Genomic DNA, 12,730 nt, shown 5'->3' with positions numbered 1-12,730 from the left:
CTATCTCCCCACCCTTCGCGGTGGGGATTTTTCTAATCCCATTCTGATCCTCCCTCGTTGATTGCATTGAGAACATAATAGCCTTAGATTTTCTGTCGTATTTGGCCCTCCCATTGAATAGGGAATGATGTGATCATAATTTAGGTTATGAGTTGTCCCGCAGTTGGTGCATCTTTTATCGCGTGCGTACACTTCGCCTTTTACTGCTGCTGGAATTGTTCGTCCCACTTTCGCTGGCGAAAGTGAAGTTCTCGGCTTGGTCTGCTTAAACTTCGTTTTCTCCACAGACTTAATCGCTTCCTTGGCCATAAATTGAACCAATTGATCCATGTCCATTTCTTTACCGAGAAGAGATTTAAGTTTTTCTACGACCTCCATCGTTTCATCCGTCAAAACAAATGCCACTTGAATTTTATCTTTTGAGATGCGCTTCTGTTTATCTTTCGGCTTTTCTTCTTTGCCGGTGATTTCAAAAAGTTTCTGCTCACATTCTTTTTTAGTGAGATTTTCAACTTCTTTGAAGGCCTCGAGCTTTTGAATCGGGTCTTCAATGAATTGATTCACTAATGAAATATTCGTGAGATTTAAACTGCCATTTTCGATTTTTGATTCGATCTCGGGTATTTCGGCCAACGCTCTTGCGGCGACGATTCGCCTTTGAGCTGCGCCTTCGGAGTAACCCAATTCATTCACGCAATAAGCGAAGAGTGAGGAATACTTTAAGTCGCAATAGAGTTTTCTTTTATCTATTTCTTTTAAATGGTGAAGAAGTTTAACAGTTGCCTCGCGTTCAGCACCCACCAACTTTTTTGTATCACTCAGTAAAATTTTATTTGCAACATGATTAAGTCTCATGCTAGAAACAATACGGAAAAGATACGGAGATGTCAACTGTTAAAAAAGTTACTTTCTCTGGAGAAAGTAAATCATCTGATCTTCCCGATCTTTTTCAAATAAAGGAACACTTCAACACTCAAAAACAAAGTGAATGAAGTGTAATAAGTCCAGGTGAGGAAAACGAGCAGTGATCCGGCCGCTCCATAAATAGAGTTCGATGCCACGCCTTTTAAATAACTAGCGAGGAGGACGTTACCAATGATGAAAAAAACTGAAGAGAGGACTCCCATCTTGAGGGCCTCAATCGAAGGAGGTCGTTTGGTCGGAGTGAAATAATGGATGCCCCAAAACATGGCGATATAGACAAGGATATTGATTCCGATCGCAAGGGACCTGAAGAAGAAATAGTCTTCGCTTCCGGCGGGAAGAACCCAGTTCACAATTCCTGGTAATGAGGCCGCCGCAATAAAAAAAATCCCCGTCATCAGAACAAAGAACATAGCGAAGAGCTTTTCTTTGACAGTGTCCATGAGTGTGCGTTTAGCGTGGGGATTATATTTTCCATAGATCACATCTAGGGCGTAACGAAGCTGCAAAAATACTAAAGAAGCAGTGGAGAGAAGAACAATCACCCCGATGATTCCGGAGATTGATCCAACGTTCACGCCCTCGTTGACGTTAGCGAAGATCATTTGAATCATCTTCCCGACCTGAGGAGAAAATTCACTCGCCATGGTGACGAGTTTTTCTTGAACACCCACTCCTAGCATCGATGCCACTCCTAAAAGGATCAGCATGAAGGGCGCGATGGCCAGGGCCGAATAATAGGAAATGGAAGAAGAAAGCAGGAAGAGATTGTCTTCGGTGACTTTATTCGCGAGGTTTTTAACCCTTGTTGGGAAGCTTTTCTTGATCAGTTCCATGTGTCTCACCCATCCTTAGGTATTGGTCTTTATAAACCACATACGCTTTATAGTGATTGGACACGCGCTCAATTTCTTCAGCGGACAATGGTCTTTCAACAACTGCGGGCCTTCCTTTGATCATACTCCCGGCCGGAAATTTCTTACCTGGAGTGACGAGAGAACCAGCGGCGACGAGACAATTGTCTCCAATCTCTGCTCCATCTAGGATAATGGCCCCCATACCAATCAGACAACCGTTTCCAATCTTGCAGCCATGAAGAATCACGCTATGACCGAGAGAAGTGTTTTCGCCAATTGTGAGAGAATTGATCTCTGTTACATGAAGCATACAAAGATCTTGAATGTTGGTGTTCTTACCGATCTTAATAAAGTTTACGTCCGCCCGAACAACAGTGTTAAACCAGATGTTAACGTGGTCGCCTAATTCAGCGCGGCCGATAATCTTGGCCCCATCTGCGTAATAAACGCGCTCCCCAAGAGTCGGATAATAATCAAAGTATCGTGAAAGCATCATTAACCTCTAAGAATTGCCAGGACGTGGGCGTCCTGCGGGAAAAAGTGTGGGCCCAGGATTTGAATCTTTCCTCCTTGCCTCATCACCTCTTCAGCGAGTTCATTTAAAATATCCATGGAGTTCTTTTTATTGACTCGTTTGTGAATAGAATATTCCCCGGTGGACGGATCAATCCTGCCCCAAAGCTTCTTCTCGGTCGGTAGCACCAGATGCACCACTTTCCCAGAATAAGTGGCCTTAATAATGCCTTCCAGGTCAGAGATAATTCGTTTTGCTTTTACCATGCGCTTTAAACGCTCTTTAAATTGGGCCGAATAATAATCCATCACAATATGACGGAAGTTTTTACAACGCTCTACAATCTCCACACAGGTCTTCTCATAAAAATCTTCGTGAATATGAGAGATCACTCCGAAAGAATGTTCAAAGTAGCGAAGGAAGATTGTTTTTAGTTCTTCGAGTCCCGTCACGATCACTGGCAGTGAATGATAAAGAATCATGTCCATGAGTTTTTGAGCAATGGTTTTAAGCGCAAGAATGGTCTTAAACGGAATCAGTCCCATGTACTGAGGAGCATAGAGACGAGCAGAGTTATTTCCAAAAAATCCTTTCGGAAGTTGGTCAAATTCATACTGCTGCATGATCTCAAGATGCTGAAAATCCCCGCGGTAGATTTTGATATCATAGAGGGAGATGTTCACTAGAATGTATTCAGGGTTAATAAACAGGTCTTCCATCAAAGGACGAACGTGAAAGGTCTGGCCAATGATGCAATAAGGCTCAACTTTCTGATCCAGGTTAATGTAGCCCTGAAGATCTTCGGCCAGAAAAAATCCATGAGACTTGTCCGGATGGCAGTGAATGATTTTCTTAATGTTAGGTTTCAGCCTTTCCAAAAGCTTTGCCACTGGAACTTTATGCTGAAGCAAGAGCTGAGACTCCATGTCCTTCAAGAAAACTTCCAGTTCAGCTTCATGATCAAGGCCCGTTCTTGGTCCTACATAAAAGCTTAAACAAGTGGATTTGGGATGAAACAACAATTGGTTTAGATTAACTGGTTTCACTGTGATTTGACCCTCATGGCCATTTAAAAGTTGATTCTCTCATTATAGCCTTGGACCAGGTTTCGTGATAGCGTTTTAACATGAAGAATGAACACGTGGCCTTCGGAATAGATATCGGCGGGACTAATACTAAGATTGGCTTGTTCGATCAGTCAGGAAATCTCCTCGCCTTTCATACTCTCCCTACAGATAAAACCATGTCGCCTGAGCAGTTTATTGAGCAATTAGCTCGGGAATCTCAGCGCCTACTTTCAACTGAATTAAAAATTGAACTTGGTGATTCACGTATTCTAGGACTTGGTGCAGGTGCACCTGTGGCCAATTATTATACCGGCAGGATTGAGCATGCCCCAAATCTTGGTTGGACCAATGTTCCTCTAAGAGACCTTTTTCAGGAAAAGTTCAAATGTCAGGCGGTCATTGAAAACGACGCCAATCTTGCGGCCGTGGGTGAAAACCGCTGGGGTGCTGGAAAAGATCTGAAAGATTTCGTGCTTATCACTCTGGGAACTGGAGTGGGTACTGGACTCATTTTAGATGGAAAACTTTACCGCGGGCACAATGCTCTGGGGGCCGAAGGTGGCCACATCATTATTCCTCACGACAAGAAACGCCTCTGCTCCTGTGGAGGATTGAATCACCTGGAAAGTTATCTTTCGGCCAAAGGTATTAAGCAAACCATTCATGAACTCACAGGTGAAGAATGGAAAATTGAAAAACTGGGCACTCTTTTTAAAGAAAAAGATTTAAGAGCAACCACCATCATTCACACCATTGCCGATGAACTGGTTTCTGGACTTGTCAGTATAGCTGTCCTTTTTGGGCCCCAGGCCTTTGTCATTGGTGGAGGTGTTTCTAAGTTAGGTGACAGCTTCAACCAAGTGCTGAAGAAGAAACTTGATGAACTCGTCCATTTTTCATTGACCGGGAAAATTGATATCGTGACCGCCAGTCTTTCATCGGACAAAGGTGCTGTCTACGGTGGGGCCGCTCATATTTTTGATGAGGTCCTGAAGTGATGGATGTTCCTGTTGACTGGCAAATGGATCCAGAAAACAAAGAAACAAAAAAACTTAATGAGATAGTCTCGGCCCATGCCCGAAAATTAGGTCGTGCACTTACCGAGGCAACAACAAACGAACAAAAGTACGCGGCAGTTTTTGCTTTCTATCGAAAGTATTACACACTCACTCTTTGTAAGAGCTGTGTGGCCGCTGGAATTAACCGCTCTCCTACCCGGGACATCATCTTAGATTTTCCATGGAAGGAACTTAAACAGGACAGGATTTTCTGCTTAAAGATATGGGAAAAAATCAATCATTAGAACAACCGTTTCGTTTAATTCTTGCTTCCACTTCTAAATACCGTGGGGAGCTTCTCTCTCAACTTGGTTGGGAATTCGATGCCATTGCCCCAGGAGTGGACGAAGAAAAGATCAAAAAGAAAGGCATGTCTCCTAGAGAGTTGGCGCTTGAGCTTTCAAAGCTAAAGGCCCAAGCGGTCTCTTGTAAGTACCCACACGCTTGTGTGATTGGCTCTGACCAGGTCTGCACTCTGGGCAATCATATTTTTGATAAGCCAGGATCTATTGATGCGGCCATGGAACAACTTTCCTTCATGCAAGGAAAGTCCCACCAACTTATTACGGCCGTGACGGTTCTTCATCCGGACGGAATGGAAACTATTCTTAATGAAACAACTCTTCATATGCGTAAGTTGACTCTGCCTCAGATTCACGCTTACGTTCATGCTGACAAACCACTGGACTGCGCTGGCAGTTATAAACTTGAATCTCGTGGGATCAAGCTTTTTGAAAAAATTGAAATGTCGGATCACACGGCCATTATTGGACTACCACTAATCGAACTCACTAACACTCTTTTGAAATTGGGATACTCGCTGTGAAATATATTGTCCTCCTTCTGCTCCTGGTAGCAAGCTGTGCCCAGCTACCACAAAAACATTCAGATAAATACTCGATCCTTCAGGGTGTAACTAATACCAAAGAAGTTGAATTTAGTGTTCTGGCCGATACTGAAAATCTTCGCTTTGAGCTGAGAGACGCAACCGGAGAAATCATTCAGCCGGATGAAACCAAAATTGTGACCAGATCTTTCTCAAAATGGATGGTGCATAAGATTGTGTTCGTTCGTGACGCTCAAAAAGACTACAACCTCTATGTCTATGAGGGCGACAAGATCGTTGATCAGCGCCTCATTGGTCGCGGACAAAAAGAGCAAACGCGCCTTCGTTTGGCGGTGGCCTCATGCATGAGTGATCACTTTGATAAAGATTTTAAAATCTGGGACACTCTGGCCGGAAAAAATCCTGAATATCTACTAATGATTGGTGACAACGTTTATGCGGACATCACTGAGCATTCCACGATTCAAGCGGTGGACCCTGAAATCCTGTGGAAGCGTTATGTAGACACTCGCCTTGCACTTCCCGTTTTCTTTCAGAAAAAACTCATTCCGGTCCATGCCACTTGGGACGACCATGATTATGGCATTAACGACGGAAACTCGAAGTACGGTTATAAGAAAGAAGCAAAAGAAATTTTCGACGCCTTCTTTGCTCAGGACATGAGTGATGATGATTACTATAAGGGCCATGGTGTGGGCGGTATGCTCTCACTGGGTGACTTTAACTTATACTTTCTCGATGGAAGAACATTTCGTTCTGAATCCAGGGATGGAACACACCTGGGCCTAGATCAGACGGCGTGGCTCATTTCTAAACTTCGCGAAGAAAGCACTCCAAGTTTTATCATCAAGGGAGATCAGTTCTTTGGTGGTTATCATAAATTTGAGTCCTTTGAAGGCAGTCACCCAAATGACTTCCAGCAGTTTGTAAATGAACTAAAGAAAATCAATACACCTTTTATCTTCCTTTCAGGTGACCGTCATATGAGCGAGATTATGCAATTTCCTCGCGGCATGTTCGGAAAACCGAGCTTTGAAATCACTTCCAGCCCGATTCACTCCAAGGTCTATCCCGACCGACTAGATGAGAATCCATGGCGTGTGGTTTCCGAAAACGCGCACCAGAACTTTACGATCATTGATAACCTGGCCCAGAATGATCACTGGTTTCTTGAGATTGAAAACTTTGGTGTGAATGGGGAACCGTATTTCCGACGTGAAGTGGCGGTCTTCATCAAAGATCTTCAGAACAATCTCAATGAAGTGAGAAAACGCCGCGTGGGCAAACGTCGTTATAAAAAAGTTCGCGTAAAAAGATTTAAACGTCGTTAACAGGAACATCATGAATCAGAATCAAGGAATCTGGGGAGCAGAGACCAAACACTTTCACCTCCTCACTCCAGACCACGTTATGGAAGCGGCCGAGCTTTGGGGAAAACGTCTCTCAGGACGTGTCATGGCCCTCAATAGTTTAGAGAACCGTGTTTACGATGTGGAACTCGCCTCAAGCTATGACTTCGGAAAAGGTTTTAGTCCAACTAATATCATCCTTAAATTTTATCGCCCTGGTCGCTGGACCAAGGAGCAAATTCTGGAAGAACACCGCTTTCTGACAACTCTTACTGAGTTTGAAGTTCCGGTGGTTGCACCAATTGAATTTAATGATGAAACTCTTCATCTTCATCCGGAAACCAATCTGTGGTTCGCCCTTTTTCCCAAGGTCCAAGGCCGCTTAAAAGATGAACTCATGAAAGATGAGATCGAACAAGCGGGACGTTTGATCGGCCGTATTCACAATATTGGTTCCATGGGTTCATTTGCTCACAGACTGGCCCTTAATCCTCATACCTTCATTGATATAAACCGTGAGGCCCTGGCCCAGACTCAACCGGTTGAGCACATAAGTTTTCAGCACTACTTAAAACTCTTGGAACAACTCTCTCCGATGCTGAAACCTATGTTCTCTCATCTCACTATCCAGCGCCTCCATGGTGATTTCCACCGTGGAAATATTGTGTGGACCTCGGCGGGACCTATGGCCGTGGACTTTGATGACTGTCTAAGTGGTCCGGTGGAACAAGATCTTTGGTTATTGTTTCCAGGAAAAGATCACTACAGCTTAGAAGACCGGGATCGTTTTCTTTCTGCCTATAAAGAGATGACGAGAAAAGATCATGTGAACATGGGACTCACTGAGGCCCTTCGGACCATGCGTATGGTTCACTTCAACGCCTGGATCGCGAAACGCTGGGACGATCATTCGTTCAAGCGGGTTTTCCCCCAATTCACCAGCGCCAATTACTGGGACCAAGAGCTTATCGACTTGCGTGTTCAAATGGGTCTTATCCAGGACCGCCTTGGCATGGGGCTTGAATAATCTTCTCTCATAATCACGATTTCTGCCGCTTTTGACCCCTAAAAGGTGTCAAAAGTTTAGTCGGTTGTCGATTTATGGGAGGTTGTTATGAAGTTTGGCCTATTGCTGATTTGCCTACTCGCAGGTCAAATGTCCTTTGCTCAAACCATGCGCGAAAAGAAAATCAAAGAAGAGATGCTCTCTCGTGTGGACGCATTAATTGAGAAGGCCGAAGCAACCCGAACTCTCCTTGAAAAAGAAGACGTTGTTGGCGCCTGCGGAAAAGTGCAGGAAATGTTCGAGATTTATCCTGAACACCTGAAGGCCATTGGCTCACATATGGATCTCTTTAATAGTAAAAACGTCACCGCCAAGAACCAGGCCCTGGAACATCTGATCTTTGTTCATCGTCAGTCTTTAATTTGTAAGCAAGGTAAAGACAGCGAGTATGTGGATTTGGGTAAGCTTGATAAGAAGATGAAGAGCATGATCAAAGAACTAAAAAAACACAGTAAGGTCATTAAGAAAGGTGATACGAATTACGAGAATACTTTCTACTACGAATACGAGTTCTAGATTATAAAATAAAAGGGCAGGTTACTCCTGCCCTTGTTACTTTCACTAGTTAAGACCAGATTCGGAACCTAAAAAACTTGCAATCTGTGCTTGAGACCATTCAACACCATCAACGCCAACAATTTGATTCCCAGTCGGTAAAATGTGGATATAGATTGCTTCTAATGTCTTATCAGCCAAACTTACATTATAAAGATTTGGTGCACTTGCAGTTCGAAAAGTAGCTCTTTTTATTGTTGAATACTCAATAGTATAATTTCCGCCACTGTAGGCCATAAAATCCACATCTAACAAATCAGAATGCAACACTCGTAGGTCAAATGCAATACCAGCTAGTTTTGTATTAGCAATAGAACTGTCAGCAATATTTAAATTTATAGCCCATGTAAAATATGAATTACTAATAATACTATTTGTAACTCTAAAGCTGAAAGCATTCCCATCAAAATTAGAATCAATAATTACTGAATCTCGAACTATTGCATTTGAAGCATTTACAAGTTTTGAGGCCCCTAATATTTGAGAGTTCCCACATACTTCATACAATCTCCCTAGGGTCACTGTACTTGCGACAGTCGATAGATTTGAAACATACCCACCGATCGAACCATCAGGATTAATATGAGTTTTTCCAGGTTCTCCACCACACTTAACTTCTCCGACCGTGATTTGTTTTTTCAACGTTGCTTTTGGCCAAAACTCTCTATTCTCACTATTAGTGATACGCAATGTAACTGTGTACACACCTGGGTTTAGGTATGTATGAGTTAAATCTTTATTAGTTGTCTCTACTGCTTCTCCATCACCAAAATTCCATTGATAGACAAGACCTTTCAAATCATTGTCATTTGGATTAGTGGAATCGAGAGAAAGTTTTAACCCTGAAACAGAATTCTTAATAACAGCTATAGGACAATTACTTTCCAATAAATCTGCAGCCTTTTTAAACTCTTCAACAACACGCCCTTTAATCACAGAATCATAAAGATATGTTGTGACAATGCCGTGATTAAAGACAAAATCCAAATAATCTATGTCGGAGTAGTAGACATTATCAACAATCAGAGGAGCTGTAATATTTGGTTCAAAGGTACCTATCGTTTCGAAGAGGAAGTCGATTACTTTATCTTTAGTATGAGTCGCATAGCCTTTCTTGCTAATACCTGAATACATTATAGGAGAAGCTATTTGAAACCCAGCAAAGTATTTATCTTTTTTTACATATGCCATATCCCTATAGACATCTTCCATAAAAAGCCCACCCTGGGAATGGGAAATAGCAAATACTCTATATCCCTCATATAGGCTTTTCTCATAATACTCTTCCCTAAGCATATTTAATGTTTCTAAATATTGATAATCGTGGGAATATTCATTCAAAAATGTCAATTGAACTCTTCGAAACTCAGATAAGATACTTTCATAAATATCTGGAGAAAGCTTTTGAAGAAGATTACCTTCACCGCCTGCAAAATATTTAAATGCTGCATATGGATTACTCAACGTCAAAGTATTGATAAAGACATCAGGAAAGCGCTGTACAGCTGATTCAATGAAGTCCGCCGTGAGACTTACATTTCGATTATATGCAAGATCATAGCTAACAACTCCAGGGCTAATATCAATTGAAGAATTCAGTTTCAATTGGATGATCTCTCTTAAAGCATGTCTTGCTGAGTCTTCCGGAGTAAACACACCGTTTGTATATAAAACTTTAGTACCTTTAAACGAACAGCTTACATCACCAAATACATTAGAACTAATCAAACAAAGTACAAATATTAAATACTTCATTTTATCTCCAAATGTTTTTAATTCATGTCAAAGAAGTTTATTGCAACTCAAAATCACAGAGCGACTTCTCTTCTTCCAGCGTTACGGCAAGAGAATATACTTGCCCACTAAAATTTGAACTCGCATTAAGTTCGGCATAAATTCTGTCTTTTGTATTAATCAATCTCTTATTCAACTCATTTGTGAGTTTCATTTGCTCACTCCCACCTAAAATGGCAGCTAAGCATGTGCTACTATTCAAGTACGATCTTGTTGAAATTATCGAATTTTCTTTATTGACCGCATTTACGAGATTTAATTGTCTTGCTCTTGCTTGTTGCTGAAGACCTTTCTTTACATTTGAACTTACTGGATACTTGCTCTCAATCCAGAGTTGTATATCATCTCTAATCCCATCATTGTCCGAATCCACTCCGGCAACAGTGGCATCATTTTTCACAGGGTCAGGCATTTGCACTCCCGATTTCTTTTCAATCACAAATTTAACAAAATTATGATATGAGCTCTTAAAGTCGTGATCATGGTATCTATATTTTGGCTTTACCTTCTCAACAGTTCTTATTCGGACAAATAGCCTATAAAAGCCATTCTTCAAGCTTGAAATAGGTATGTGCAACTCCTTACCCCCAGGACCACTTACAAGATTTGTTGGTGAATAGTCCTTTTCTTTAATAAATAACTCATTGGCATTTTTCACCTTGAACATCACTTGATCAATTTCAAAATCCTTTGGCGTTTTAAGTAAGAACTTTGCAATAGATTCCCTTACAGGTGAATTTAGCGGCACTACATCAAAAAGGGATGGCTTGTGTTTTCGACCATGATGAGAATTATGATTAGAATGAGGATGATGAGAAGAATGATAACCACTTTCACTCTTTTTGTGGTCTTTCTCTCGTTTCGAGTCCCCAAAAACAGAACCTGCTACCAGAAACAGCGTACATGCAATAATTAACTTTTTCATATGATCTCCTGTTTTCGTGAAAGTAATTTTCGGTGCAAACACAAATAGGTCTGACTAGAGAATTCTTAAAATTCAAAACCGTCTGTAAATTCTTAGATTTGATTATCGTAGAAAAAGCTTTAGAACATTTTATGAACACAAAAAATGGCAAGTCGGGCTCGGACAGAGGGATGCCATCACTAATATTTCTTAGAATTAAAGTCAAAAAAGGCAGGCCACTCCTGCCCTCCCTATTATTCTTTAATTTGTTTCTATTCAAATTCAAAACGACAAAGTGCCTTTCCTTCCTCAGCATTTCGGGCCAATGAATAAATCTGTCCGCTGAAATGTGAACTAGACTTAATCTCTGCATGAGCTCTTTCTTTGGTATTTATAGATCGTTTTTTCAATTCATTGGCCAGCTTCATTTTTTCATAAACCCCTACTAGTGAGCTTAAGCATTCGCTACTTTGAAGATAGTTAACTTGTACTCATAATTGATTCATCTTTGTTTGTGGCCTTAACAAGTTTAAGTTGCAAGGCCCTAGCATGTTGCTGCATCCCTTTCTTTATAATTGGATCAGCTATAAACGTGGGTATCAATCCATACCTGTATATCATCTCTAATCCCATCATTATCCGAATCCACTCCGGCAATAGTGGCATCATTTTTCACGGGGTCAGGCATCTGCACTCCCGATTTCTTGTGATTACTATTACTCTTCGAATCTTCAAAAACGCATCCTGTGATCAATGACAATACACATACAAAAATTGTTTTTTTCATAATGGCCCCCTGCTCTACTAAGTAAATTATAAGGACAAAAGGCAATAAAACCTTCTTGAGGCCAGACCATGCCATCACTAATATTTCTTAATTAAATACAGGAGAATTGATTACGGAGTTTAGTGGCGAGAGTGAGGGCGAACTACTCCTGCCCTTCATCAAATTTCACACCGACTTTAAATTCAATTTGAGTATCGTCGATTGGACGATGAGACATGATCTTGCCCACTAGAGGATCATCCAGATCGAATTCATCGAAACCCACGACATGAATGGTGTTTCCCTTCGGAAACTTCTCCATTTCCATGGCCACAAATCCGATTCCCCCACGGGACAAATCAAAGAGTTTTAAGAAATGCACTTCAGGACTGCCTTCAACTTTGACCTTCACCCATTTTTCTTTCTTAGGACGAGCACGAGGACTCTCACGTTTGTCCGCATACATTTTTTCTTCTTCATCAATACTGAGGGCAAATTCATTATTCAAGAATTCCTGATCGCGGCTTGAACGCTCGGCCATGGATTTCACCTTGGCTACTTCGCTCTCTTCTTCCTCAGGAGCATCTAAATCAATGCGTTTGGTTTTCCACACTGGCTTTAAGTCCATTCCAATCTGGCCATGAATAAAGCTCACATCTGGATCTTCTAAAAGTTTAATTTCCCCCGGTAAATTAAGAGTCATCACGGCGCCCTTAATTTCAAAGATCCCAGATTTAAAAATGAGCTGACCTTCTTCGGCATAACAATACACAGGATTTAAATCATCGAGCTTGCCCTGAGGAGTGACAAAATTTAAAAGGCCCTGATCCAGGTGAAAAGAATTGAGACGTGATTCTGTGATGACACGTTCTCCGGAATCAAGCACCTGCCACACAATAATTCGCGAGTGATGCTTCAAAAGATGTCTAAAAATTTTCTGGTAAGCCAGGTGACCAGAATCCGACTTAATTACTCTCATTTAAGTTGATTGCCTAAGGGTTTAAGAAAATTTTAGCATATCAATAAGGA

Annotated in this window: 14 protein-coding genes; 6 read left to right on the top strand and 8 right to left on the bottom strand. The window is 41.5% G+C overall.

The annotated features are described in order from the left end of the window. From ACJVC5_RS14090 to ACJVC5_RS14075, 4 genes are all read right to left on the bottom strand, one after another. Nucleotides 1-855, bottom strand: a complete 855-nt coding sequence (locus ACJVC5_RS14090; RefSeq protein WP_408096165.1) for an HNH endonuclease — start codon at nt 853-855, stop codon at nt 1-3. A 71-nt stretch (nt 856-926) separates the two neighbouring features. Continuing rightward, nucleotides 927-1,760 carry a YihY/virulence factor BrkB family protein gene (locus ACJVC5_RS14085; RefSeq protein WP_408096164.1) on the bottom strand — a complete coding sequence of 278 codons (834 nt, stop codon included), beginning with the start codon at nt 1,758-1,760 and terminating at the stop codon, nt 927-929. After that, the gene (locus tag ACJVC5_RS14080) at nt 1,723-2,277 is read right to left on the bottom strand and encodes a gamma carbonic anhydrase family protein (RefSeq protein ID WP_408096163.1); all 555 of its coding nucleotides are present in this window, start codon (nt 2,275-2,277) and stop codon (nt 1,723-1,725) included. The genes ACJVC5_RS14085 and ACJVC5_RS14080 overlap by 38 nt, the downstream gene beginning before the upstream one ends. Beyond that, on the bottom strand, nt 2,277-3,341 hold the full coding sequence (locus ACJVC5_RS14075) for a hypothetical protein (protein ID WP_408096162.1): 1,065 nt from the start codon (nt 3,339-3,341) through the stop codon (nt 2,277-2,279). Before ACJVC5_RS14075 ends, ACJVC5_RS14080 begins: the two co-directional genes overlap by 1 nt. A gap of 80 nt (nt 3,342-3,421) precedes the next feature. On the opposite strand from ACJVC5_RS14075, the gene ACJVC5_RS14070 reads away from it, so the two are divergent. The 6 genes from ACJVC5_RS14070 to ACJVC5_RS14045 all read left to right on the top strand — a co-directional run bounded on the left by ACJVC5_RS14070 (nt 3,422) and on the right by ACJVC5_RS14045 (nt 8,198). Beyond that, a complete protein-coding gene (locus tag ACJVC5_RS14070) occupies nt 3,422-4,360 on the top strand; it encodes an ROK family protein (protein ID WP_408096161.1) in 939 nt (312 codons plus the stop codon). Further along, the gene (locus tag ACJVC5_RS14065) at nt 4,357-4,665 is read left to right on the top strand and encodes a hypothetical protein (protein ID WP_408096160.1); all 309 of its coding nucleotides are present in this window, start codon (nt 4,357-4,359) and stop codon (nt 4,663-4,665) included. Before ACJVC5_RS14070 ends, ACJVC5_RS14065 begins: the two co-directional genes overlap by 4 nt. Further along, nucleotides 4,644-5,246, top strand: a complete 603-nt coding sequence (locus tag ACJVC5_RS14060; protein ID WP_408096159.1) for a Maf family protein — start codon at nt 4,644-4,646, stop codon at nt 5,244-5,246. The genes ACJVC5_RS14065 and ACJVC5_RS14060 overlap by 22 nt, the downstream gene beginning before the upstream one ends. Then, the gene (locus ACJVC5_RS14055) at nt 5,243-6,598 is read left to right on the top strand and encodes an alkaline phosphatase D family protein (RefSeq protein ID WP_408096158.1); all 1,356 of its coding nucleotides are present in this window, start codon (nt 5,243-5,245) and stop codon (nt 6,596-6,598) included. Before ACJVC5_RS14060 ends, ACJVC5_RS14055 begins: the two co-directional genes overlap by 4 nt. A 10-nt stretch (nt 6,599-6,608) precedes the next feature. Then, entirely contained in the window at nt 6,609-7,643 is a 1,035-nt protein-coding gene (locus tag ACJVC5_RS14050; protein WP_408096157.1) for a serine/threonine protein kinase, read from the top strand. A gap of 87 nt (nt 7,644-7,730) precedes the next feature. Further along, complete coding sequence (locus tag ACJVC5_RS14045; RefSeq protein ID WP_408096156.1) at nt 7,731-8,198, top strand: hypothetical protein; 468 nt, start codon at nt 7,731-7,733, stop codon at nt 8,196-8,198. 45 nt (nt 8,199-8,243) lie between these two features. On the opposite strand, the gene ACJVC5_RS14040 is transcribed toward ACJVC5_RS14045, so the two are convergent. The 4 genes from ACJVC5_RS14040 to ACJVC5_RS14025 all read right to left on the bottom strand — a co-directional run bounded on the left by ACJVC5_RS14040 (nt 8,244) and on the right by ACJVC5_RS14025 (nt 12,680). Further along, entirely contained in the window at nt 8,244-9,992 is a 1,749-nt protein-coding gene (locus tag ACJVC5_RS14040) for a PKD domain-containing protein (RefSeq protein WP_408096155.1), read from the bottom strand. Between the two features lie 37 nt (nt 9,993-10,029). Continuing rightward, nucleotides 10,030-10,956 carry a hypothetical protein gene (locus tag ACJVC5_RS14035; RefSeq protein WP_408096154.1) on the bottom strand — a complete coding sequence of 309 codons (927 nt, stop codon included), beginning with the start codon at nt 10,954-10,956 and terminating at the stop codon, nt 10,030-10,032. Nucleotides 10,957-11,515: 559 nt separating this feature from the next. Beyond that, nucleotides 11,516-11,722 (bottom strand): hypothetical protein, encoded by a 207-nt coding sequence (locus ACJVC5_RS14030; protein WP_408096153.1) that lies wholly within the window; start codon nt 11,720-11,722, stop codon nt 11,516-11,518. A 142-nt stretch (nt 11,723-11,864) separates the two neighbouring features. Continuing rightward, entirely contained in the window at nt 11,865-12,680 is an 816-nt protein-coding gene (locus ACJVC5_RS14025; RefSeq protein WP_408096152.1) for a PilZ domain-containing protein, read from the bottom strand. Between the last annotated feature and the right edge of the window lie 50 nt (nt 12,681-12,730).

The sequence above is a fragment of the Peredibacter sp. HCB2-198 genome, assembly GCF_045999315.1.
Lineage (GTDB): Bacteria > Bdellovibrionota > Bacteriovoracia > Bacteriovoracales > Bacteriovoracaceae > Peredibacter.
The sequence above is the reverse complement of the archived record's forward strand: the minus strand, read 5'-3'. Positions and strand labels throughout refer to the sequence as shown.

Bases quoted from the DNA above. Each gene is read 5' to 3' on its own strand.
- ACJVC5_RS14090 (WP_408096165.1), bottom strand. From the start codon at position 855: ATGAGACTTAATCATGTTGCAAATAAAATTTTACTGAGTGATACAAAA.
- ACJVC5_RS14085 (WP_408096164.1), bottom strand. From the start codon at position 1,760: ATGGAACTGATCAAGAAAAGCTTCCCAACAAGGGTTAAAAACCTCGCG.
- ACJVC5_RS14080 (WP_408096163.1), bottom strand. From the start codon at position 2,277: ATGATGCTTTCACGATACTTTGATTATTATCCGACTCTTGGGGAGCGC.
- ACJVC5_RS14070 (WP_408096161.1), top strand. From the start codon at position 3,422: ATGAAGAATGAACACGTGGCCTTCGGAATAGATATCGGCGGGACTAAT.
- ACJVC5_RS14060 (WP_408096159.1), top strand. From the start codon at position 4,644: ATGGGAAAAAATCAATCATTAGAACAACCGTTTCGTTTAATTCTTGCT.
- ACJVC5_RS14050 (WP_408096157.1), top strand. From the start codon at position 6,609: ATGAATCAGAATCAAGGAATCTGGGGAGCAGAGACCAAACACTTTCAC.
- ACJVC5_RS14045 (WP_408096156.1), top strand. From the start codon at position 7,731: ATGAAGTTTGGCCTATTGCTGATTTGCCTACTCGCAGGTCAAATGTCC.
- ACJVC5_RS14040 (WP_408096155.1), bottom strand. From the start codon at position 9,992: ATGAAGTATTTAATATTTGTACTTTGTTTGATTAGTTCTAATGTATTT.
- ACJVC5_RS14035 (WP_408096154.1), bottom strand. From the start codon at position 10,956: ATGAAAAAGTTAATTATTGCATGTACGCTGTTTCTGGTAGCAGGTTCT.
- ACJVC5_RS14030 (WP_408096153.1), bottom strand. From the start codon at position 11,722: ATGAAAAAAACAATTTTTGTATGTGTATTGTCATTGATCACAGGATGC.
- ACJVC5_RS14025 (WP_408096152.1), bottom strand. From the start codon at position 12,680: ATGAGAGTAATTAAGTCGGATTCTGGTCACCTGGCTTACCAGAAAATT.